The organism is Actinophytocola sp. KF-1 (assembly GCF_054661535.1).
On the sequence record NZ_BAAFVK010000010.1, the window covers coordinates 265,999 to 286,179 of the forward strand.

Annotated in this window: 19 protein-coding genes, 2 tRNA genes and 1 pseudogene; 11 read left to right on the forward strand and 11 right to left on the reverse strand. The window is 69.8% G+C overall.

Translation table 11 applies throughout. The features are described from left to right. Positions 1-96: 96 nt before the first annotated feature. Positions 97-1,743 (forward strand): bifunctional 3'-5' exonuclease/DNA polymerase, encoded by a 1,647-nt coding sequence (locus ACYQ77_RS29400; protein WP_459716853.1) that lies wholly within the window; start codon positions 97-99, stop codon positions 1,741-1,743. On the opposite strand, the gene ACYQ77_RS29405 is transcribed toward ACYQ77_RS29400, so the two are convergent. The 3 genes and pseudogenes from ACYQ77_RS29405 to ACYQ77_RS29415 form a co-directional block, all read right to left on the reverse strand. Continuing rightward, complete coding sequence (locus ACYQ77_RS29405) at positions 1,744-2,907, reverse strand: lactate 2-monooxygenase (protein WP_459716855.1); 1,164 nt, start codon at positions 2,905-2,907, stop codon at positions 1,744-1,746. Between the two features lie 19 nt (positions 2,908-2,926). Next, a pseudogene (locus ACYQ77_RS29410) lies at positions 2,927-3,202 on the reverse strand (hypothetical protein); the annotation flags it as partial. A 197-nt stretch (positions 3,203-3,399) separates the two neighbouring features. Then, entirely contained in the window at positions 3,400-4,422 is a 1,023-nt protein-coding gene (locus ACYQ77_RS29415) for a hypothetical protein (protein WP_459716856.1), read from the reverse strand. 209 nt (positions 4,423-4,631) lie between these two features. Here ACYQ77_RS29415 and ACYQ77_RS29420 point away from each other — a divergent pair, with 209 nt between their 5' ends. The 3 genes from ACYQ77_RS29420 to ACYQ77_RS29430 all read left to right on the forward strand — a co-directional run bounded on the left by ACYQ77_RS29420 (position 4,632) and on the right by ACYQ77_RS29430 (position 6,598). Next, positions 4,632-5,186 (forward strand): NUDIX hydrolase, encoded by a 555-nt coding sequence (locus ACYQ77_RS29420; RefSeq protein WP_459716858.1) that lies wholly within the window; start codon positions 4,632-4,634, stop codon positions 5,184-5,186. Between the two features lie 168 nt (positions 5,187-5,354). Next, positions 5,355-5,630, forward strand: coding sequence for a hypothetical protein (locus ACYQ77_RS29425; protein ID WP_459716859.1), 276 nt, complete (start codon positions 5,355-5,357; stop codon positions 5,628-5,630). 344 nt (positions 5,631-5,974) lie between these two features. Beyond that, entirely contained in the window at positions 5,975-6,598 is a 624-nt protein-coding gene (locus ACYQ77_RS29430; RefSeq protein ID WP_459716861.1) for a hypothetical protein, read from the forward strand. 1,095 nt (positions 6,599-7,693) lie between these two features. Here ACYQ77_RS29430 and ACYQ77_RS29435 read toward each other — a convergent pair. The 5 genes from ACYQ77_RS29435 to ACYQ77_RS29455 form a co-directional block, all read right to left on the reverse strand. Continuing rightward, the gene (locus ACYQ77_RS29435) at positions 7,694-8,281 is read right to left on the reverse strand and encodes a cadmium resistance transporter (protein ID WP_459716863.1); all 588 of its coding nucleotides are present in this window, start codon (positions 8,279-8,281) and stop codon (positions 7,694-7,696) included. Next, on the reverse strand, positions 8,278-8,460 hold the full coding sequence (locus tag ACYQ77_RS29440; RefSeq protein WP_459716864.1) for a hypothetical protein: 183 nt from the start codon (positions 8,458-8,460) through the stop codon (positions 8,278-8,280). Before ACYQ77_RS29440 ends, ACYQ77_RS29435 begins: the two co-directional genes overlap by 4 nt. Positions 8,461-8,475: 15 nt before the next feature. After that, positions 8,476-8,991 (reverse strand): hypothetical protein, encoded by a 516-nt coding sequence (locus ACYQ77_RS29445; protein ID WP_459716866.1) that lies wholly within the window; start codon positions 8,989-8,991, stop codon positions 8,476-8,478. Positions 8,992-9,063: 72 nt separating this feature from the next. Beyond that, positions 9,064-10,071 carry a tetratricopeptide repeat protein gene (locus ACYQ77_RS29450; RefSeq protein WP_459716868.1) on the reverse strand — a complete coding sequence of 336 codons (1,008 nt, stop codon included), beginning with the start codon at positions 10,069-10,071 and terminating at the stop codon, positions 9,064-9,066. 16 nt (positions 10,072-10,087) lie between these two features. Beyond that, on the reverse strand, positions 10,088-11,311 hold the full coding sequence (locus ACYQ77_RS29455) for an NAD(P)/FAD-dependent oxidoreductase (RefSeq protein ID WP_459716869.1): 1,224 nt from the start codon (positions 11,309-11,311) through the stop codon (positions 10,088-10,090). 120 nt (positions 11,312-11,431) lie between these two features. Between ACYQ77_RS29455 and ACYQ77_RS29460 the strand changes: the two genes are divergently transcribed. Further along, positions 11,432-11,638 carry a hypothetical protein gene (locus ACYQ77_RS29460; RefSeq protein ID WP_459716871.1) on the forward strand — a complete coding sequence of 69 codons (207 nt, stop codon included), beginning with the start codon at positions 11,432-11,434 and terminating at the stop codon, positions 11,636-11,638. Positions 11,639-11,646: 8 nt separating this feature from the next. Here ACYQ77_RS29460 and ACYQ77_RS29465 read toward each other — a convergent pair whose 3' ends face one another. Continuing rightward, the gene (locus tag ACYQ77_RS29465) at positions 11,647-13,125 is read right to left on the reverse strand and encodes a glutamate--cysteine ligase (RefSeq protein WP_459716872.1); all 1,479 of its coding nucleotides are present in this window, start codon (positions 13,123-13,125) and stop codon (positions 11,647-11,649) included. Between the two features lie 106 nt (positions 13,126-13,231). On the opposite strand from ACYQ77_RS29465, the gene orn reads away from it, so the two are divergent. Together orn and ACYQ77_RS29475 are read left to right on the forward strand one after the other, a co-directional pair. Further along, a complete protein-coding gene (gene orn / locus ACYQ77_RS29470) occupies positions 13,232-13,837 on the forward strand; it encodes an oligoribonuclease (RefSeq protein ID WP_459716873.1) in 606 nt (201 codons plus the stop codon). A gap of 64 nt (positions 13,838-13,901) precedes the next feature. Next, a tRNA-His gene (locus ACYQ77_RS29475) sits at positions 13,902-13,974 on the forward strand. 1,516 nt (positions 13,975-15,490) lie between these two features. Here ACYQ77_RS29475 and ACYQ77_RS29480 read toward each other — a convergent pair. Continuing rightward, positions 15,491-16,717, reverse strand: coding sequence for a L,D-transpeptidase (locus ACYQ77_RS29480; protein ID WP_459716874.1), 1,227 nt, complete (start codon positions 16,715-16,717; stop codon positions 15,491-15,493). A gap of 146 nt (positions 16,718-16,863) precedes the next feature. Between ACYQ77_RS29480 and ACYQ77_RS29485 the strand changes: the two genes are divergently transcribed. The 4 genes from ACYQ77_RS29485 (at position 16,864) to ACYQ77_RS29500 (ending at position 19,675) form a co-directional block, all read left to right on the forward strand. Further along, positions 16,864-16,936, forward strand: a tRNA-Lys gene (locus ACYQ77_RS29485). 324 nt (positions 16,937-17,260) lie between these two features. Beyond that, positions 17,261-18,727 carry a hypothetical protein gene (locus ACYQ77_RS29490; RefSeq protein ID WP_459716876.1) on the forward strand — a complete coding sequence of 489 codons (1,467 nt, stop codon included), beginning with the start codon at positions 17,261-17,263 and terminating at the stop codon, positions 18,725-18,727. 64 nt (positions 18,728-18,791) lie between these two features. After that, the gene (locus ACYQ77_RS29495) at positions 18,792-18,992 is read left to right on the forward strand and encodes a histidine kinase (RefSeq protein WP_459716877.1); all 201 of its coding nucleotides are present in this window, start codon (positions 18,792-18,794) and stop codon (positions 18,990-18,992) included. 26 nt (positions 18,993-19,018) lie between these two features. Then, the gene (locus tag ACYQ77_RS29500; protein WP_459716879.1) at positions 19,019-19,675 is read left to right on the forward strand and encodes a response regulator; all 657 of its coding nucleotides are present in this window, start codon (positions 19,019-19,021) and stop codon (positions 19,673-19,675) included. A 75-nt stretch (positions 19,676-19,750) separates the two neighbouring features. Here the strand turns inward: ACYQ77_RS29500 and ACYQ77_RS29505 are convergent, their stop codons facing one another. Continuing rightward, positions 19,751-20,176 (reverse strand): VOC family protein, encoded by a 426-nt coding sequence (locus ACYQ77_RS29505; protein WP_459716881.1) that lies wholly within the window; start codon positions 20,174-20,176, stop codon positions 19,751-19,753. Between the last annotated feature and the right edge of the window lie 5 nt (positions 20,177-20,181).

Below are 20,181 nucleotides of genomic sequence, written 5' to 3' on the forward strand. Positions count from 1 at the left end.
CTCGTCACGTCCCTGACCCCGAACCTACTGGCTAGTTAACTAACGGGCCAGTGGTGCCGTCCCAAAATTGTCGGTGGTCGAGCGCACAATGCGGGCATGCGTGTCGTGGTCGTGCCGGAAGCGGACGGCGCCGGGCGGGTGCTCGGCCCTTCCGGCGTGCCGGAACGCGTCCGTGACCTGGCCGCCTGGATGGCCGGGCGGGACGCGCGCTGGGTGCTGCCCTCCGTCGAGGCGCTCTACCCCGACCTGCTGCGCGCGGGCGTGCGCATCGACCGCTGCCACGACCTCGCGCTCACCGAGGGCATCCTGCTGGCGTTCGAGGAGCGCCCAGGCCGCCCCCGCAACCTCGCCGCCGCGTGGGCACGCATGCGTGACCTGCCGGAGCCGGACGATCCCCGCCCCGCCGCCCGCGCCGAGCAGCCCGCGCTGTTCGAGGCGGAGCGGGAACCGGTCCCGGCGGGCGCCGACCCGCTCACCGCGGCGGCCGCCGTGTACGACGACCAGCAAAAACGCATCGCGGCGACCGCGCACCCGGACCGATTACGCCTGCTCGTGGCGGCGGAGTCCGCGGGCGCGCTGGCGGCCGCGGAGATGACGCACCACGGGCTCCCGTGGCGTGCGGACGTGCACACGGCTCTGCTCACGGAGCTGTTGGGCCCGAAACCGCCCGCCGGCACCCGGCCGAAGGTCCTCGCGGAGCTGGCCGAGGAGATCACCGAGGCGTTCGGGCTGGTCGGCGCGCCCGAGTCGCGGCAGGTCAACCCGGACAACCCGGCGAGCGTGGTCCGCGCGTTCGCCAGGGCGGGCGTCGACGTGCCGTCGAGCAGGGCGCACGTGCTCAAGGAGGTCGACCACCCGGCCGTGGCCCCGCTGCTGCGCTACAAGGAACTGGCGCGGCTGTGGGTGGCGCACGGCTGGTCGTGGCTGGACTCCTGGGTCGCGGCGGGCCGGTTCCGCCCGGAGTACGTCGTGGGCGGCGTGGTCTCGGGCCGCTGGGCGACGCGGGGCGGTGCCGCGCTGCAGCTGCCGAAACAGCTGCGCACGGCGGTCCGCGCGGACGACGGCTGGTCCCTGGTGGTCGCGGACGCGGCACAGCTGGAGCCGAGGGTCCTCGCGGCGCTGGCGGGCGACCGGAAGCTCGCGGAGGTGTCGCGTGGCGTGGACCTGTACGCCGGCCTCGCGGAGGAGGTCTTCGACGGCGACCGAGGCCACGCGAAGATCGCCATGCTGTCGGCCATGTACGGCGGCACGAGCGGCGGCGCCGGTCCCCTGCTGGCGAAGCTGCGCAAGCGGTTCCCGCAGGCCGTGGAGTACGTGGAGGCCGCGGCCCGCGCGGGCGAGGAGGGCCAGGTCGTGCGCTCCCGCCTGGGCAGGACGTCGCCGCCGCCGAGCGAGAAGTGGCGTGTGCTGATGGGTTCCCCGGACGTGGACGAACGCCGCTCCCGCCAGGCCGCCCGCGACTGGGGGCGGTTCACGCGCAACTTCGTCGTGCAGGCGAGCGCCGCGGACTGGGCGCTGACGCTGCTGGCCACGCTGCGGCAACGCATCGCGGGCACGGCGGCCCAGCTGGTGTTCTTCCAGCACGACGAGGTGATGGTGCACTGCCCGGCGGAGATCGCGGACCAGGTGGCGGACGCCGTCCGCGCGTCGGCGCTGACGGCGTCCAGCCTGGTGTTCGGCGACACCCCGGTGCACTTCCCGCTGGAGGCGACGGTGGTCGACTGCTACGCCGACGCGAAGTGACTAGGCGCGGCGCAGGGTGTCCGGGGACAGGTCCGCGAGGGTGCGGTTGCCCGACAGCCCGAGCGTGAGGTCCAGCTCGGCGAGGATGCCGCGCAGCGCGTGCCGCACGCCGTCCTCGCCGCCGAGGGCGAGGCCGTACACGTAGGGGCGGCCGAGCAGCACGGCCTTCGCGCCGAGGGCGACGGCCTTGAGCACGTCGGCGCCGGTGCGGATGCCGGAGTCGAACAGCACGTCGAGCCGGTCACCGACGGCGGCGGCGATCTCGGGGAGCACGTCGAGGGCGCCCACCGCGCCGTCGACCTGCCTGCCGCCGTGGTTGGAGACGACGATGCCGTCCATCCCGGCGTCACTCGCGCGCCGGGCGTCGTCGACGTGCTGGATGCCCTTCAGCACGATCGGGCCGTCCCAGTGCTCGCGGAGGAACGGCAGCTGGTCCCAGTGGTGGTCGGTACCGGTGAACATCGGGATCCACTGCAGGATCGCCGCGGTCGGGTCCTCCTCCGGCGTCTTCGCGAGCATCGCGCGGAACGCGGGGTCGGAGAACGGGATCGCGGTGCCGATGCCGCGGATGAACGGCAGGTAGGCCTGGTCGAGGTCGTTGGGCCGCCACGCGAGCGTCCAGGTGTCGAGCGTCAGCACCAGCGTCGTGAACCCGGCGGCCTTCGCCCGCTGGAGGATGCTGATCGTCACCTCGTTGTCGTTGGGCCAGTACAGCTGGAACCAGCGCACCCCGTCCCCGTTGGCAGCGGCGACGTCCTCGATCGTGGTGGAGGAGGCCGTCGAGAGCACCATGGGCACCCCGACCGAGGCGGCCGCCCGCGCGGTCGCGAGCTCACCCTCCGGGTGCACGATCGACTGCACCCCGACCGGCGCCAGCAACACGGGCGCGGGCAACTCGGTGCCGAGCACGGTGGTGGCCAGGTCGCGCTTGGTCGCGTCGGTGAGCATCCGCGGCACGATCCGCCACCGGTCGAACGCGTCCCGGTTCGCCCGCATCGTCGCCCCGGACCCGGCCCCGCCGGCCACGTACCCGTAGGGCCCGTCGTCGAGCTTCTCCCGCGCGGCCGCCTCGAGCCGCGTCCCATCCGTGGTGAACGGCGGCACCTGATCGCCGAGCCCTTGGAGGTAGATCTCGTTCTGATAAGCGCCGTACTGACCAGCCACTTTGCCGCTCCCTACCGCCTCAGGCCGTCTCCAGGCCGTCCGAGTCGTCCACCGATGCGTGCCCATCTTTCATGGTCACCGAGCCGTCGTCGCCACCCAGTACGCGATCAATCGCCTTCCTCGCCCGTTCAGCGCTGGCGGGCATCAGGTGGGTGTAGACGCGCATGGTGAACGCCGGGGCCGAATGGCCCAGCCACTCCGACAACGCCTTGATCGACTCCCCGGCGTCGAGCAGCACCGAGGCGTAGAAGTGGCGGAGCGCGTGCACCCCGTCCCGCCGAGGCGTCTTCACGAGCCCGGCCCGCTCGAACGCCGGGTCCCACGTCCACCTGGTTGAACACGTTGCGGACGATCACCGAGCCCCTCGGGTTGACCAGGATCAACGATGCCACCTCGGGCTCACCGTCCGGCTCCTTCCACGGCAACGTGGTCTCGGTGGGCGGGTGCCGCTCCGCGGAATGGTTGCGCACGCCTCCGGGCGACCTCGTGAAGTCAATTCAACAACACTATTTCACCAGCGACGGCCGCGTCATGATGGTTTCCAATATTTCGTACCCCGATGGACCGGTACGACGCATTTGCCTTCAGGATGAAGCTGACACCCGAATCCTGAACAACTGCCAAAGCCGTCTGGGCTGAATCTGAAATCCTCAGATTCAGCCCAGATTTCGTTTGGTCAGCTCCGCACCAGCCTTGCGCCACCTCCAGTAGGTTCCACCAAGACACAAAGCCGGGATCTTCGGACTCCAGGCGCCATCCAGCCGACAAGGCATCGAAGAACGCATCGTCACCCGTCATCCCACCCTTGAGCTGCCCGATGAAGATCAGGCGCGTCCCGCCCGCCTCCTCGAACGCCCGCAGGACTTCCGACGCCATGGTGTTGCCCCACCCCGGTGGCCAGCACAGGAAGAGCACCGCGTCGCCGTAACCCTCCTTGTTGGCCTCGAACTCCTCCAGGTCGCCAACGTGGTGCCACACCACGTCCGAGTGCCCCGCGGCTCGCGAGAAGGAAGCGTTGTCAACCTTGTCCGGCGGCTCGAAGTCATACGCCGCGACGTCGACACCTCCGGTAGCCAGTTGCTCGGCCCAGTACCCGCGGCCGGCACCGAGTTCGACAAGTTGTCGACCAGCACAGAAGGAGGACACCCATTCGACCGTCTGCGGCGACGGGATCGCGTAGGCATATATCTCCTGCAGCAGCATCTGCGCGTAAGCGAACCGGGCACTACCCTCCGGATTTCCCCCGTTCACTACCTGCCGCCCTTCGTGCTCATTCACGAACGGAGCAACAATGTCCCAGTACGGGTTGGCGCTAACAGCACGGCGGCCAGTCACGTAATGCGTGAATCGCAGGTCGAATGCCGCGTCAACTTGAAGGTTCCCAGTACCCGGCAAGGTCGGAGCCATTTCGAGGTAGTTGCTCACCTTCGGGAACTCAGCACGAAGTCGCTTCTCGTCGTCCAACAGTGCGAGCAGTTCGCTACGACGTTCGGCAGTCAGCGCAAGTTCGGCCACCCGTCCGATTCTGGCATCAAACCGCTACCGTCACCACCACACCCGACCAGGCGAAAGATGGCCATATCGCTAGACGTTCATGGTTCCCACTGCTACGACGCCGATCGAGCATCGCCATTGCAACGCAACCGACGACGACGCGCCTACTATCCCGCCCTGACCAGCTACCAGAACGCCGCCGCAACCGCCATCCCAGTGAAGGTAGGGCCATGCCCACCGCCAAGCACTCCGTGAGCGTCGCCGGAGTCGTCATCGACGAGAGCGACCGCGTCCTACTCATCCAGCGCTGCGACAACGGCCACTGGGAACCACCGGGCGGCGTACTGGAGCTGGACGAGACGTTCGAACAGGGCGTGATCCGCGAGGTACAGGAGGAGACGGGCCTCCGCGTGGAGGTGGAACGGCTGACCGGTGTCTACAAGAACATGAACCGCGGCGTCGTCGCTCTGGTGTTCCGCTGCCACAAAGCAGGAGGCCGCGAGGCCACAACGCCAGAATCCCGTCGCGTCGAGTGGATGACTCCAGACCAAGCCGCCGCCGCGATGACCCCGACCTACTACATCCGCATCACCGACGCCTTCGAGCACAACGTCAAGCTGCGAGCCCACAACGGCATTGACCTTCTCGAAGGCGCGCTGCATGAACCGAACAGTTTGACCACAACCAGCACTGTCAGCGCGGGCCGACCATCGCCCCACACGCCCTGCGACGTACTGGCCGTTGTGTTCAGACGTTCTCTCCTTGTTCAAGGCAGGCCAGGATAAATAGGCCGTCTGTCCGATAGAGACAGTGGTATCGCCGTGCAGGCATACAGCCCTCCCTTAGGAGCATCCCAGTAACCATCAGGTAACGGTTCATACTGGGGAAGTCGCGTTCGACAGGCGGCGCACGACGCCCTGTTTGATCGAGATGGATAATGGGAGGTGACCTCCGTGGCGAACATTCTGATCGGATACGACCTGAACACGCCAGGCCAGGACTATCAGAGCCTGACTGACCGGATCAAGGAGTTGGGCAGCGGCTGGTGGCATCACCTGGACAGCACGTGGATTATCGTTACCCGGCTCTCCACGGCAGACGTTCGGGACGACCTGAAAAGGTTCATCGGCAGCAATGATGAGTTGTTTGTGGTGGACATAACCGGCGAGTCAGCAGCGTGGACCGGCTTCAACACCGAAGGTTCATCTTGGCTCAAGACTCATCTGTAGGGACCAGAGCCCTTCGGGCGGGGCAGGTCTCCGGGACGGCGGGGGATGCAGGCACGCTGTGGTTCGTCGGGGGAACGTCCTGCCCCGTCGACCCACACAACGGCTATCGCACCGCGCCAAGGGGGTAGACCCAGCCCAAAGGGCCGACTGCGAGGTAGGTGCCCCCTTGACCCGGCACGATCGGGCTACGCCAGGTCGACGGGATGACAGGAAGCCCCCTCCTTCATGCGGATTAACGTAACACGAGTTGAATCGCGGACGATTTCGCTCGCATGACAGTGCATCGCCGCGGTCCGGCCCCACCGGTATCAGAACCGGAACCGCTTTCACTTGGTAAAATTGTCGTGACCATCGATGATCTGCGCGCACTAGTCGAGCTTCTGCAGTCAGAAGACGCAACAGCCGATACGATCGAAATGACATTCACTGGCGGAACTTTCACTGATCCGGAAGACTTGCGAAAACTTACAGACGCAGAGTTAGCCAGCGTCACGGTAAAGACCAGAAGCGTCGAGGTGTCATTAAGCGACAACGATGCGCTTGTCGTCGGCGATGCCAGATTGTCCGCACTAGTAAGCCACAGCTGGGCAAGACGACGTCGCGTAACGAGGCTGCCTGCTGCGATGCGCAGGCGGGCTTCATGGGTGATGGTAGTGACACCATTGATATTTGGCGCCGCGGGCCTACTATCCGGATTTATCCTGTCCATAGGCGACCTCTCTACGCTTCTTCGAAGCATATTCATCGGCACAGCAATAGGCACTACACTCGGAGTGCTGATTTCTATCGCCACCTTTACATATGCGCGATCTACTGTGGATTACGCTATTGTCATTCCCCTTACCTTAGAAGAATACCGAGAGCAGAGAGGGGACAGTCGTCGACATCTACAGATCGCTATTATCGCGCTCGCGGGAGTCGTTGTCGCTTTGCTCGGCGTACTTGTTACTTTACTAGTCGCCCAGTAGCCACTTTGGAGCGAGTCGACGCGAAATCCAGATCGTTGAGCAGGGCCAGCACGCGGCGTCAACGATGACGTAGTCACCGCAGAGCGGCGCGTAGCGTCCTTAGTGCCGCGCTGACCCTGCTCAGGATTGCTTCGTACCGGGGTGAGGGAGGTGTGGGCGAACCATTGCGTCAGGATTAGTGCCGATCGTGGTCGCGACGGCTAACGTTTCGGCTATGACGCGTCTGGTCTGCCCTGAATGCAATCGGCCCATGGTTATCCAGGTCAAGGGCGGTCCTAGCCGTAGTGTGGGTGTAGAAGTCAGATGAGCCCTGCGCCACCGTTAGAGCACCAGTACTTCCTCCTGCCTGTTTCCTGCCGAATTTGGCTCTATGGGATCAAGGCGGCGCTAGCGCGCCGCACGGGCGGACGGCCTGCCGCTCCGCTCACGGCCGCCGCCCGCCACCTCGACTAGCGACGCCGAGCACCCGCGAGCCATGGCACCAGCGACTCACCAAGGCCGTCCCCTCGAACCAGCCGGTGATCCTTTAACACCGGCCCGCCGCCATCAAGGGCGCTCCTCCGTCGCGTCGGCTTCGCCGATGAGCTGCGCCCACCCTTGACGGCAACGACCCGGCGCTAACCGACGGCCCGTGCGAAGGAACGGACCACACCAGGCCACGACCTCCTGGAGCACCAGCCATGCGCCGTCACCATGTCAGCCCCAACCAGACCGTCCTCTGCCTCTCCACGAACTCACCGAGGCATAGGCACCGACCGCCTCCGTCCCCCGCTCAGGACGTACGAGGGCCCCGCGGACCGGTCGCGAAGGACCATGCCCGCGAGGGCCGTCGTGCTGGTCAGACGGGCAGGGCCAAGATCAAGCCCAGGCCGTCTCCAGGCCGTTGCACGTCCACCAGTGACGAGAACCGGCGAGAACTGACGCGATGCGTTTCCGCAGGTCAGCGGGCTACCAGAGCGGCAGATTCCTGGCCGGGCCGGACCCGGACACAGAAGATCTCGTTCTGATACGCACCGTACTGGCCAGCCACGCTGCCGCTCCCTACCGTTTCTCCGCCGTGGAACAGGTGACAATCTGCCACGTTCCGGTCGTGGATCAGAGACCGAACGCGCCGCCTTCGACGAGGATCAGCGTGCCGATGCCGATCAGGACGGCGGGCAGCAGCACGTGTCCCCAGCGGGACAACGCCTTCGCGACCGCCGGGCGGGTCGCCAGGAACCGTCCCGCGGCGACCCATACCGCGACCAGGGCCAGGAACACGAGCACGTACACGCTCATCCCGCCGACGCCCGCGGTCGCGAAGACCGGCACGTAGACCCCGATGTTGTCGCCGCCGCCCGCGAAGGTGACCGCGGCGACCGCCAGGACGTTCGGTCCGCGCGGCTCGCCCGTCTGCTCCTCGTCGGGGGCCGCGCGGTGCCGCCACGCCTGCACGGCCGCCTTGACGCCGATGGCGAGCGGCAGCAGGCCGAGGTACGGGACGGCGGCCTCGGGCAGGAACGTGGCGCCGAACGCGGCTGCCACCGCCACGACGAGGATGCCCGCGAAGCCGAGGTACTGGCCCGCGGCGATCTTCCTGGTCGTGCCGCCCTGGGCGAAGAACAGCGCGAGAACGAGAATGTCGTCGACGTTCGTGACGGCGAACAGGGCGACAGCCTGGCCGACGGTGCCCGGCACCGTCACCGGGAGATCTGGCTCGGCGTGCCCGGCGCGACGCCGCTCACCTGCCCGGCGATGTTCCGCGACACCACGAGGTCGGCGAGCGGGAACTGGTGCTGGGCCCCGCCGTCGAGGCCGGTCGACTCCTGCGAGCCGAGCCCGTCATCGAACTGCGCCGCGGTGAACCCGCGCGTCAGTTCCACCGCGCCATTCAACAGCTACCGGCCCTGCGGACCGAACGGCGGCCCGCCCTGCGGACCGAAGTCCTGCACCGGCCCCCGCGGCTGCGGCGGACCCTGCGGCGGACGCGGCCCGTACTGCGGACCCTGCTGCGGGATGGGCGGCGGGTAGCCACCGGGCTGCGGCGCGAACCCGCCGTGACCCGCGGGTGCGGGCTGCTGCGGGAACCCACCGGGCGGGCTCGTGGGCGGCGGACCGTAACCGGCCGGCGGCGGGAAAGCCTGCTGCTGCCCGAACGCGGCCTGCGGCGCCGGACCGCCAGGCGCCGGACCGCCGGGCGGCGGGCCGTACCCCGCCTGCGGCTGCTCGGCGGAGTGGTCCTTGTTCATCAGCATCGGAATCAGCAGGAACACGGCGCCGAGCGCGCCGAGACCGAGACCGAGGAACGGCTGCCACGGTTCCGCCCAGTACAGCAGCTTGAACTGGATGCTCGTGAAGTGCAGCAGAGCCGATCCGAACCCGATGAAGGCCAGGATGGCGCCGAGGCGGGTCATGATCGTCCCCTCGTGTGGAAGAAGCTGGCTCAGCACCGACGCGCCCCGGACCCGCGTGGTTCCGGCGGAACACTAACGACTGCGGGACCACATCCGCCACAACCCGAACCAACTGTTCGCAACCGCGACCGCCGCGGCTCCGAAAGCCACGCCCAGTAAGGGAACGAACACGCCACCGAGCGCGGTGACGACCGTCCACACGAGCAACGCCGTGTACGACACCCCGAGCGCGACCCCGCCGACGACCACGAGCGGCACCCGCCGCCACAGCACCCTCGCGCGGGCCCGCGCTCCGAGCGGCAGCGTCGCGTACCCCCGCCACGCCAGCACCCCGACGAACAGCAGCGCCCCCAGCCCCACCCATGCCAGCGACGCGAACACCAGCACGACTGCCAGCCCCGCCTGCCACGCCGCCGCCCGCCGCAGCGCCAGGTACCACGCCACCCGCTGCACCCGCTCGAACCCGGGCTCGCCGCGGGAGCGGACCGGCTGTCTGCGCCGCCGCCGGGCGTCGTCGGCGGGGCGGTACTCGAGCCGCTCGACCTTGGCCGCGACCTCGTGGTTCCCCGGGTCGAGCCGCAGCGCGTCGCGGTAGGCCTGCTCGGCGAGCATCCAGTCGTGGGCGAGCATGGCGGCGTCGCCGAGCACCTCGTGCGCGCGGGCCTCCTCCGGTGCCAGCGCCACCGCGGACCGGGCGGCGCGCACCGCCTGCTCCGGTTCGGCGTGCGCGAGCGCCTCCGACAACGTCACCAGCCCGCGCCAGTCGTCGGGGGCGCGGCGGACGGCCTCGCCCGCGGAGACCACGGCCTCCTCGTACCGGCCGAGCTCGACCAGCGCGAGGCTGGCGAGCCGGTGCGCCCACGCCGGCTCGCCCAGCGCCATGGCGCGCTTGGCCGCCTCCAGCGCCTCGCGTGCCTCGTCGACCTCCAGGTACGCGGCGGACAGCCGGCACCACGCGGTCGCGTTGCCGGGGTAGGTCTCGAGCGCGGACTCCAGCACGGCGATCGCCGCCCTCGGCCTGCCCTCGTCGGCCAGCCGTTCGGCCCGCACGAAGACCGCCTCGATCGAGCCGTCCGCCATGCGCCCTCCCCGGTGGCTACCCCACCAGGCTCGCCAGATCGGCGTCCACCAGCTTCGCGGGCTCCACCCTGGCCCGCGCGTCCACGAGCGCGCCCAGCGCGTCGCCGTCGTCCCACATGTTGACGTTCATCGCCGCGCGCACCGCGCCGTCCCGCAGCCAGAAGGCGATGAACTCGCGTCCTTCCAGGTCACCGCGCACGACCAGCTCGTCGGCGAACGGGTCGGCGAGGCCGCGGAACTCCATGCCGAGGTCGTACTGGTCGGAGAAGAAGTACGGGCTCGCGGTGTACGGCTCGGACGCGCCGAGCAGGTTCTGCGCCACGTGCGCGCCCTGGTCCTTCGCGTTGGCCCAGTGCTCGACCCGCACCCGCTGCCCCAGGCCGGGGTGGAAGTGCGCGGCGATGTCGCCGATCGCGTACACGTCCGGCGCCGACGTCCGCAGCGACGCGTCGACGGCCACGCCGTTGCCCTCGGACAGCTCCAGGCCGGCGTCGTGCGCCAGCTCGGTCCTCGGCCGCGCGCCGACCGCGAGCAGCAGCACGTCACCGGTCACCTCGGTACCGTCCTCGAGCCGCACACCGGTGGCTACCCCGTCGGCGCCGGTGTACTCGGCGACCCCGACACCGAGGCGGAACGTCACGCCCTCGGTCTCGTGCATCTTGCGGAACACCTCGCCGACCGTGTCGCCGAGGACGCGGTGCAGCGGCAGCGGCAGCGGGTCGATGACCGTGACCTCCGCGCCGTGCTTGCGGGCCGCGGCCGCGACCTCACAGCCGATCCAGCCCGCGCCGATGATCACCACGCGCTTGCCCTCGGTCAGCTCGGCACGCAGGTCACGGCTGTCGTCGAGGCGGCGGAGCCTGCGGATGTTCGGGTAGTCGGCGCCCGGCACCCGCAGGCGGCGCGGCGTGGAGCCGGTGGCCAGCACGAGCCGGTCCCACGGCTCGGTCGCGCCGCCGACGTCGATGGTCCGGTCGCCGAGGTGGATGGCCGTCGCCCGGGTGTGCAGGCGCAGCTCGATGTTCTTCTCACCGTAGAACGACTCGTCGTGAACCCAGTCCGGGTCCTCGGTGTCCCCGAGCAGGATGCCCTTGGACAGCGCGGGCAGCTCGTAGGGCCGGTGCCGCTGCTCACCGACGAGCAGCACGTCCCCGTCGAAGCCCTGCTCACGCAACGCACCAGCCGCCGAGGCGCCGGCGAGCCCGGTCCCCACGATCACGATGCGGCGCGGTTCAGCCATGGTCGGTCAAGCCTTTCGTCGAAGATGGTGTGTTCACGCGTCACGACCCCGTCGTCGCGACGTCTCTGTGTCGAACGAATAATTGAGCGGCGAACCAGCCAACGGCCGGAGGATGAGAATGTGACCAACCATAAGGAATGGTCGATCACGTGTCGCGACATAGCCGGCCGCAGACGTGACCTGACGGTGTTCGTCCGCCAGGGCCGGGTGGTGCTCGTGGCCCCACCTGGGGAGACGGCCGTGCTCAACCCGCTGGACGTCGGCAGGCTGCGGGCCGTGCTCCGCGACGCCGTCGTCGACGCGGCCACCACCCAGCAGGAGAGCTGACAACTCCGCTACACCCCGGGCCACGTGTGCACGGGTTCGTTCGTGTGCATGTGGGTGGCGTAGCGGCGGGTCATCTCCCGCAGCGCCTGCTCGCGCGTCACCGACCGGGTCTCCTCCAGCGCGCGCACGGTGTCGACCTGCCACGTCGCCCCGTTGCGCCCGGAGATGCAGCGCCGTTCGATCACGCCGAGCAGCCGGTCCCGCTGGTCGGGGGCGACGCCCCACATGTCGAGGCCGGTGTGCGCGAGCGGCAGCAGCCTGCGCAGCACCAGCTCGGTGACCGGCACGTCGCCGATCCCGGGCCAGTACACCCTGGCGCCGATCCCGCCCTTGGCCGCGGCGTGGAAGTTCTCCTCCGCCGCCGAGAAGCTCATCTGCGTCCATAGTGGACGCTCTTGGTCGGCCAGCGCCCTGACCAGCCCGAAGTAGAGCGCCGCGTTGGCCATCACGTCCACGACCGTCGGGCCTGCGGGCAGCACCCGGTTCTCGACCCGCAGGTGCGGGCGGCCGTCGACCACGTCGTAGATCGGCCGGTTCCAGCGGTAGATCGTGCCGTTGTGCAGGCGCAGCTCGCTCAGCTGCGGGGCGCCGCCCTCGGCCAGCACCCGCACCGGGTCCTCGTCGTCGCACAGCGGCAGCAGCGCCGAGTAGTACCGCACGTTCTCCTCGAACAGGTCGAAGATCGACGTGATCCACCGGTCGCCGAACCAGACACGCGGCCGCACACCCTGCGCCTTCAGCTCGTCCGGCCGCGTGTCGGTGGACTGCTCGAACAACGCGATGCGGCTCTCCGCCCACAGCTGCTTGCCGAACAGGTACGGCGAGTTGGCGCCCAGCGCGACCTGGATGCCGGCGACGACCTGGCTCGCGTTCCAGAAGTCGGCGAACCGCTCCGGCGCCACCTGCAGGTGGTACTGGACGCTGGTGCACGCCGACTCGGGCGCGATCGTGTCCGCCTGGGTGCGCAGCCGCTCCTCACCCGCGATGTCGATCTCCAGGTCCTCCCCGCGGGCAATGAAGATCTGCTGGTCGAGCAGCTTGTAGCGCTGGTTCGACGACAGGGTGTCGGCGTTCATGTGGTCGTGCTGCAGCGTCGGCAGGATGCCGATCATCACGATGTTCGCGTCGACCGTCCCGGCCTTGTCCTCCGCCGCGTTCAGCGACGCGCGGAGGCTCTCCTCGAACCCGGACAGCCCGTCCGGCCCCAGCTCACGCGGGGCCAGGTTGATCTCGATGTTGAACTGGCCCAGCTCGGTCTGGAAGTCCGGGTCGGCGATCGCCGCCAGGACGTCCTCGTTCTTCATCGCCGGGTCGCCCGCCGCGTCGACCAGGTTCAACTCGACCTCCAGCCCGGACATGGGCCGGTCGGTGTCGAACGCCGACTGCTTCAGCATCTGCGCGAACACGTCCAGGCACAGGCGTACCTTCTCCCGGAACCGCTGCCTGTCGGCGCGGGTGAACTCGGTCCGCTCGACATCCTTGCCCATCCGCATCGCCCCACTAGGTGATATCGCGTACCGGGAAGCCTCGCGCCAAGCTGTTACCCCCGCAAGCTGCGAGATCAAACCAGCGTACCGGGATAAGCTCCGTCGGGTGACGGACAACCTGGTGTGGATCGACTGCGAGATGACCGGCCTCGACCTGAGTAAAGACGCACTGATCGAGATCGCGGTTCTCGTGACCGACTCCGAGCTCAACATCGTCGACGAGGGCGTCGACATCGTCATCCACGCCGACGACGCCCAGCTGGACGCCATGCCGGACGTCGTCCGGGAGATGCACGCCACCTCCGGCCTCACCCCGCTCGTGCGCCAGTCGACCGTCTCGGTGGCCGAAGCCGAGGCCCAGGTGCTCGACTACGTGCGCAAACACATCCCGGACGCCCGCACCGCGCCGCTCTGCGGCAACTCCATCGCCACCGACCGCGGCTTCATCGCCCGCGACATGCCCGCCCTCGACGCCCACCTCCACTACCGGATGATCGACGTGTCGTCCATCAAGGAGCTGTGCAGGCGCTGGTACCCGAGGATCTACTACGCGCAGCCCGACAAGGGCCTCACGCACCGCGCGCTCGCGGACATCAAGGAGTCGATCCGCGAGCTGGAGTACTACCGGGGCACCGCGTTCGTCCCCGCCCCCGGGCCGACCAGCGACCAGGCAAAAGCCGTGGCAGAGGCCCTGATGAACCGCAAGTCGTAACCTGCTGTCGGGCCGTCCCCCGGGCACGTTACGATATGCGCGCTGCCCGGTTGCGGCGGCGATGGTGGGTGTAGCTCAGCTGGTAGAGCACCTGGTTGTGGTCCAGGATGTCGCGGGTTCAAGTCCCGTCACTCACCCGTGGATGACCCTGTTCGGTGGCCCTTCGGGGCCACCTTCCCGGGCGGGTTCGTCATCATGTTGGGGGGCCGAGCCCCCCAAGCCCCCCACGGTGCGGTTGGTTCGGCCTGACTGCGTTGTCGGGTTTCTCGGTTCGCCGTTCTGGCCGGATCGGTTTGATCGCGTCGGCCCCCGGGCTTCCGGGCCGCCCTGCGGGGCGGATCCGCCCTCCGCCGTGTCGCCCCGGACTTCCGGCCCCGCCCTGCGGGGATCCACTCTGGCCGCCGCGCCCCGGACTTCCCGCCCGCCCTGCGGGCGGAACCGATCCACGCATCGCCCCGGGCCTTCCCGGCCCACTATCCGCCGGATCCCCCCGGCCGCGTCACCCCGGGCTTCCCGGCCCACCCTGCGCGGATCCACCCCCGCCGCCTCGCCCCGGACTCCCCGCCCACCATCTGCCGGATCCCCCCGGCCGCGTCACCCCGGACTTCTCAGCCCACTCTGCGCGGATCCACCCCGGCCACCTCGCCCCGGACTCCCCGCCCACCATCTGCCGGATCCCCCCGGCCGCGTCACCCCGGGCTTCCCGGCCCACCCTGCGCGGATCCACCCCCGCCGCCTCGCCCCGGACTCCCCGCCCACCATCTGCCGGATCCCCCGGCCGCGTCGGCCCAGACTCCCAGCCCCACCTGCACGGATCCGGCCTCGCCGCGTCGCCGCAGGACTTCCGCCCTCATCCGCCGGATCCGCCCCACCGCGTCACCCCGGACTCCCGGCCAACCTTCAGGCCGAACCGCCCCACCGCGTCACCCCGGGCTTCCCGGCCCACCCTGCGCGGATCCACCCGGCCACCTCGCCCCGGACTTCCCGCCCGCCATCTGCCGGATCCGCCCGGCCGCGTCGGCCCGGACGTCCAGCCCTCACCTGGGCGGATCCACCCCGGCCGCGTCGCCGCAGGCCTCCTTCCCCCATCCGCCGGATCCGCCCACCGCCTCGCCTCGGACTTCCCGGCCCCGCCCTGCGGGCGGAACCGATCCACCGCGTCGCTGCGGGCTTTCGCCCCACCGTCCGCGTGGTTGTCCAACCATGTTGCCGCGGGCTTCCCGGCCAGCCCTGCGGGCGGATCCACCCGGCCGCGTCGTCCCGGACTTCCCACCCCCTGCGCGGGTCCATCCGGTCGCGCGTCGCCGGACTTCGCGTCCCACCGTCCGCTGGATCGGCCTGGCGCCGCCGCGGGGCTTTCCGGCCTGCTCTGGGGGCGGATCTGCCCGGCCGCGTTGGTGCGGGCTTTTCGGCCCGCCGTCCGTCGGATCCGTTTGATCGTGTCGGCCCCGGCCTTCCGGCCCGCCCTTCGGGCGGGACCGGCCTCGCTGCGGGCTTCGGGTCGTCATCCGCTGGATTCGCCGGTTGCGCCGCGTCCGGCTTCTGAGCCCGCCCTGCGGCGCCGCGTTGATGTGAGCTTTCCGTCCGTGTGCGGGGGCGCTTGAGTTGGCGAGGCCCCCGGGAGCGTTGCTCCCGGGGGCCTGTTCGTGCTGTCTAGCGCTTGCCGCCCTTGGTCCACTCTGCCCATGGGATTTGCCAGTCGCCCAGGCCGTCCCATGGTTCCAGGATCTGGCCGCCGCTGTTCTTGACCACGATCACGTCGCCCTTCTGGCTGATTTCCTGCAGCCAGGCGGCGTTCTCCGTGGTCATGTTGAGGCAGCCGTGGCTCACGTTGCGGTGGCCCTGGTCACCCACCGACCACGGGGCCGAGTGGTAGAAGATGCCGCTGTTCGACATGCGGCTCGCCACCGCCACCGTCGTCCGGTAGCCCTCCGCCGCGTCCGTCGGGACGCCGTAGGTGCTCGAGTCCATCGTGTAGTTGGTGTGCTCGCTCATCACGACGTAGGTGCCCGACGGAGTCTCGTGGCCCGGCTTGCCCATCGAGATGGGGATCGTCCGCGCGACCTTGCCGTTCACCGTGACCGTCATCTGGTGCGTTGCGCCGTCCGCGACGGCCACGACGGCCTTCCCGACCGTGATGTTGGCCACGCGGCTCTCGTTGCCGAACACGCCGTTGCCGAAGTCCTTGCCGAAGATCGCCGCGTTGACCGTGATCTTCGTCCCAGCCGCCCAGTAGGTCTTCGGGCGCCAGTGGACCTCGCTGTCGTCGAACCAGTAGAACGCGCCCTCGGTGTGCGGGGTCGTCGCGATCTGGATCGCCTTCTCCACCGCCGCCTTGTTCTCGATGTTCACGTCGAAGTAGAAGGCCAGCGGCTGGCCCACGCCCACCGTCTGCCCGTCCAGCGGGTTCATCGACAGGTCGGCCTTCAACCGCGGCGTCGCCGTCGTGAACACGGACTTCACCGTCGTCCGCTTCTCGTCCGTGCCCTTGCCCGTCGCCGTCGCCGTGTAGGTCTTGCCGAACCCGAGCGGCTCCGTCGTCTGCCAGGTCGTCTTGTCCGGCGACAACTGGCCCCGGACCTGCTCACCCTGCTCGTTGACCACCCTGACCTGCGTCAACATGCCGTCGACGGCCGCGATCGTCACCGGGTTGCCCGGCACCACGTCCGCCGCCTTGTCGGCCGGTGTGATCGCCAGCTTCACCGGCTTCTTCGGCGGCGCCGGTTTCGCACTCGATGTCGTCTTCTGCTTGTCCGCCGCGGGGGCAGGCTCCGCCTGCCCGGTCGTGCACGACGTGATCATCAACACGGCGAGGCCCAGCACCCCGCCGAGCAGCGCACCCCGCCGTCGGCCACCCCAGCCCATCCCGTACCGCCCCATCCAACCGTGATCGTCATGCATAGTGTGCCGGATGCGTCCACCGCCCCGGAGCAGGCCATCCACTCCGAAGGGGAATCCGGTTTCAGGGGTCCCCAGGGCACGTGATACCGTTCTTCACGTCGCGCCGGAGAGATCCTCTCCGACACGCGCCGCTAGCTCAATTGGCAGAGCAGCTGGCTCTTAACCAGCGGGTTCGGGGTTCGAGTCCCTGGCGGCGTACTCGCCCGGAGGCCGAGTCCTGTTCGTTGCTTGTCGCAACTTCCCAGGGCTCGGCCTTCGTCATTTCTTCTGGGAGCCGAGCCCCCAGACCCCACGGTGTGGCCTCTCCTGACCCAGCGTGGTTGCCCTCCCCGACCCAGGCGTCGGTGAGTTTCTCCGGCCAGCGGTTGCCTTCCCGGCCCAGCGTCGGCGGCTTTCTCGGTTCTTGCTCGTCCTCAGTGGACTCCTGGCCGGTTCCTGCCGATCCGGATTGTTCCGGGACCCCTCCCCGCTTCCGCGCAGGACAATCACCCTGCCGTCGCGTTTCTGGGGAAAGGGCCATCGATGGACAGCTCGCCGCGGTCTCCCTCGTGGGCCGCCTACGTCGATCCCGACGCCACGCCGCCCTATGGCATCGCCCTCCCCACGGCGCGGAAGGCCGCCGAGCCGTTCGCCGCGGCTGCCGGGAACGCCTCCCTGCTCGGGGTGGGGTACTTCCTGCTCGGGCGTGTGGTGCTCGGGGTCACGGCCTTGCTCGGGTCCCTGCTGCTCCTGGTGCTCCACCTGACCGCATGGCCGACGTTGTGGTTCTCGTTCGTCGTCGTCGGCTGGTGGGGTCTGGGCGTCGTGCACGGGTACCTGCTCGCGCGGACACATCCGCGGGCCCGGCCGGCGACCCGGCAGTGGGTCGTGGCGCTCGCCGCCGCTCTTCCCGTGTTGCTGGCGTTCGGGCTCCTGCGGTTCGACGCGGCGGGTATCGGTCAGGACGTCGCCGCCGGGCGTGCTGACGGGGACTGCGCCGCCGCCCTCGCGGCCACCGACCGGCTGTGGTTCGGGAACCGGCTCGCCGACGTGCCGCTGGCCGAGCGGGCCGACGACACCGTGGCCGCCTGCGACCGGCTCCGCACCGCAGGCGAGGAGCTCGACACCGGGCTCGCCGGGGACACCGGCGCACTCGCCGACGGGTTCGCCCGACTCGACGGTGTGCTCACCGACCTGCCCGGGCACGAGGAGATGGTCAGGTCCACCGTGCGCCGCTTCGTCGACGGGCTGCCCACCGACGACCCCTGCCGCACGACCGCCGTCACCGACTGGTTGACGGACGAGAAGCCCGGCGGGGTGCTCCGGGCCGCGTCCGACGTCGTGCCCGGGGTCGCGCCCGCCGCGATCGTCGCGTGCGCGGACGGCTTCATGACCGCCTCCGACTGGCAGCGCGGGCGCACATACTACCAGCAGCTGCTCGACGAGTACCCCGACCACGAGCTGGCGGCCAAGGCCCAGCAAGGCGTCGTCAAGGCCACGCGGGCCATCGAACTCGCCAACGTGCGGAGCCTGCTCACCACGACCGGCGACGCGCAGCCCGCCTACTGCAGCACACCCGCGCCCTACAGCGGCGCCAAGCCGTACGTGCCCGGCAAGCCCAACCGGTCACTCGTCTACGGCAACGCCGCGCACACCGGGAAGATCCCCGCCGGCTGGCGCGCCAAGGACGCCGCGGACGCGGTCGTCGTCATCTGCGCAGGCGAGACCGAGTACGGCGCGGCCGTCGCGACCTGCCCGTACGAGGCCGACACCATCGCCGGGTACGTGGACGTCACGTTCCGGAAGATCGCGATCCCGCTGAAGCTGTTCGAGGTGCGGACCGGGAAGCTCGTCGCCCAGTTCACGCTGCAGATCAACGGGGCCAGCTGCCCGGCGGTGCTCAAGTACACCTCCTACTCCTATGTGGACTTCGGGCCGCCGTCGGAGGTGTACGTGACCGCGTCGGTCAACGACGTGCGGGCCGCGTTCCGGCCGCTGCTCGTGCCGTGAACCACCGCCAGGAGTACAGCTGGCTGTACCGCGCCGACGCCCGTCGACGCCTATCGTCGCCACCATGCCGGACCGCGAACGACCCGCCCACCCGCGCCGCATCGACGGCACGCAGAACCGGCTCATCGCGGTGAACGTCCTGCTCGGGGGCGCGCGCCGGGCGTTGACGCGGGACCCCGGCGCGGCCGACGCCATGCTCGGCCGCGCCCAGGACGAGGTCGAGGCGGCGCTCGCCGAGCTGCGCGGGTTCCTGCCGCCGGGGTGAGCGGCCGGTGCGTGGACAATCGCGCCATGCGGATAGTGATCGCCGAGGACGACCCGTTGCTGCGCGAGGGCCTCGCGCTGCTGCTGCGCGCCGAGTCCCTCGACGTCGTCGCCACCACCGACAACCCGGACGCGTTCCTCGCCGCCGTGGACGAGCACGAGCCCGACGTGGCCATCGTGGACGTCCGGATGCCGCCGACCCACACCGACGAGGGCATCGTCGCGGCCGTCGAGGCCCGGCGGCGCAGGCCGGGGCTGGCGGTGCTCGTGCTGTCCGCGTACGTGGAACAGGCGTTCGCCACCGACCTCCTCGCCGGCGGCGGCGCGCGGCTCGGGTACCTGCTGAAGGAGCGGGTCGGCCGGGTGGAGGAGTTCCTCGACGCGCTGCACCGCGTGCGCGACGGCGGCATGGCGATCGACCCGGACGTCGTCGCGCAGCTGCTGGCCCGCACCCGCCCGGACACCAAGCTCGAGCGCCTGTCCCCGCGTGAGCGGGAGGTGCTGGCGCTGATGGCGGAGGGCCTCGGCAACACCGCGATCGCCGAACGCCTCGTGGTCACCGACGGCGCCGTGCACAAGCACATCCGCAGCATCTTCGCGAAGCTCGACCTGGCCCCCGACGACCGCGCCGACCGCAGGGTCACCGCGGTGCTGCGCTACCTCGAGGCCGACGCCCGCCGGTAGCGACGGCGGAACCGCGTCGTCCGGCCGGTGCCGCGCCTGCTTCGGCGCCGCGCCGTCGCGTCCCGGCGCTGACCGCTACACGGCGAACACCTGGGAGTCGTCGGCGAACGCCTTGAACTCGAGCGCGTTGCCCGCCGGGTCCAGCAGGAACATCGTCCACTGTTCGCCGGTCTCGCCCTTGAACCGGACGTAGGGCTCGATGACGAACTCCGTGCCCGCCGCGCGTAAGCGGTCGGCGAGCTTCTGGAACTCCGGCACGCTCAGGACCAGGCCGAAGTGCGGCACCGGCACGTCGTGCCCGTCGACGGGGTTGTGGACGCGCTGCTGCCGCTCCGGGGCCAGGTGCGTGACGAACTGGTGGCCGTGCAGGTTCCAGTCCACCCACGTGTCCGAGCTGCGGCCCTGCTCGAGGCCGAGCACCTCGCCGTAGAAGCGCCGCGCCTCCGCCAGGTCGTCGACCAGCATGGCCAGGTGGAACCGGGGGATCGGGAGTTCCGTCATGTCCT

Bases quoted from the DNA above. Each gene is read 5' to 3' on its own strand.
- ACYQ77_RS29400 (WP_459716853.1), top strand. From the start codon at position 97: ATGCGTGTCGTGGTCGTGCCGGAAGCGGACGGCGCCGGGCGGGTGCTC.
- ACYQ77_RS29420 (WP_459716858.1), top strand. From the start codon at position 4,632: ATGCCCACCGCCAAGCACTCCGTGAGCGTCGCCGGAGTCGTCATCGAC.
- ACYQ77_RS29445 (WP_459716866.1), bottom strand. From the start codon at position 8,991: ATGACCCGCCTCGGCGCCATCCTGGCCTTCATCGGGTTCGGATCGGCT.
- ACYQ77_RS29450 (WP_459716868.1), bottom strand. From the start codon at position 10,071: ATGGCGGACGGCTCGATCGAGGCGGTCTTCGTGCGGGCCGAACGGCTG.
- ACYQ77_RS29455 (WP_459716869.1), bottom strand. From the start codon at position 11,311: ATGGCTGAACCGCGCCGCATCGTGATCGTGGGGACCGGGCTCGCCGGC.
- ACYQ77_RS29465 (WP_459716872.1), bottom strand. From the start codon at position 13,125: ATGGGCAAGGATGTCGAGCGGACCGAGTTCACCCGCGCCGACAGGCAG.
- ACYQ77_RS29480 (WP_459716874.1), bottom strand. From the start codon at position 16,717: ATGGGGCGGTACGGGATGGGCTGGGGTGGCCGACGGCGGGGTGCGCTG.
- ACYQ77_RS29490 (WP_459716876.1), top strand. From the start codon at position 17,261: ATGGACAGCTCGCCGCGGTCTCCCTCGTGGGCCGCCTACGTCGATCCC.
- ACYQ77_RS29495 (WP_459716877.1), top strand. From the start codon at position 18,792: ATGCCGGACCGCGAACGACCCGCCCACCCGCGCCGCATCGACGGCACG.
- ACYQ77_RS29500 (WP_459716879.1), top strand. From the start codon at position 19,019: ATGCGGATAGTGATCGCCGAGGACGACCCGTTGCTGCGCGAGGGCCTC.
- ACYQ77_RS29505 (WP_459716881.1), bottom strand. From the start codon at position 20,176: ATGACGGAACTCCCGATCCCCCGGTTCCACCTGGCCATGCTGGTCGAC.